This is a genomic window from Borreliella americana (genome assembly GCF_021043605.1).
GTDB classification, from domain to species: domain Bacteria; phylum Spirochaetota; class Spirochaetia; order Borreliales; family Borreliaceae; genus Borreliella; species Borreliella americana.
The window spans coordinates 1-510 of the sequence record NZ_JAJNFB010000057.1; the positions used below are offsets into that span (position 1 = coordinate 1).

Here is a 510-nt window from a genome sequence, read left to right on the forward strand (position 1 = left end):
TTCAATAGCAGTTGAGTGCCTAGATACTAAAAATAACAATAAAACTAGGAGTGATAAAAAAGAGATAGTTGGTATTGATATGAGTATGAGACATTTTTTAGTAGGTAGTGAAGGTGAGAAAACCAATCATCCTAAATATTTACTAAAAAATGAAAATAAACTTAAGAAATACCAAAGAAAATTATCAAAAAAGCAAAAAGGTTCTGTTAATAGAACTAAATCTAGATTAAAAGTTGCTAAGCTGCATAAAAAAATCTACAATCAAAGAAAAGACTTTTTGCATAAATTATCTTATTATTTCGTATCCAATTATAAAAACATAGTCATAGAAAATCTATCAATTAAGGGCATGCAAAAAGGAATGTTTGGGAAAAGGATTAATGATTTAGGATGGTCTGAGTTTGTAAGACAATTATCATATAAATCAGAATGGCATGGATCCTCTTTGTATAAAGTAGATAGATATTTCCCATCAAGTAAACTGTGTAGCAGTTGTAACATTAAAAATAC

General features: G+C 27.5%; 1 protein-coding gene. It reads left to right on the top strand.

Annotated elements, in window-relative coordinates:
- A partial coding sequence (locus tag LRB30_RS05825; protein ID WP_231020162.1) for an RNA-guided endonuclease TnpB family protein occupies positions 1–510 on the top strand: 510 nt, incomplete at both ends.